Source organism: Psychroserpens mesophilus (genome assembly GCF_050617655.1).
Lineage (GTDB): Bacteria > Bacteroidota > Bacteroidia > Flavobacteriales > Flavobacteriaceae > Psychroserpens > Psychroserpens mesophilus_A.
The window spans coordinates 1-248 of record NZ_JBODQC010000373.1; the positions used below are offsets into that span (position 1 = coordinate 1).

Consider the following 248-nt stretch of genomic DNA (forward strand, 5'->3'; position numbering starts at 1 on the left):
AGTTCATCCCCGCCGACACCGCCGGGCGCTACGAGACCCTGCAATGGGTGATGTTCCAGATGGGCGGCATCGGCCCGATGTTCGGCCAGCTGGGCTTTTTCCATAAGTTCGCCGGCAAGGACTACGAGGACAAGCGCCCGCGCGACCGCTACGTGGCCGAACCCACGCGCCTGCTGGGCGTGCTGGACAGGCGCCTGGAAGGCCGCGACTGGGTCATGGGCGACCAGTACACTATCGCCGACATCGCC

Annotated in this window: 1 protein-coding gene; it reads left to right on the plus strand. The window is 66.5% G+C overall.

Annotated features, from left to right (window positions below):
* Positions 1-248, plus strand: a 248-nt coding sequence (locus tag ACRHNM_RS17655; RefSeq protein ID WP_431137950.1) for a glutathione binding-like protein, incomplete at both ends; no start/stop codon positions are given.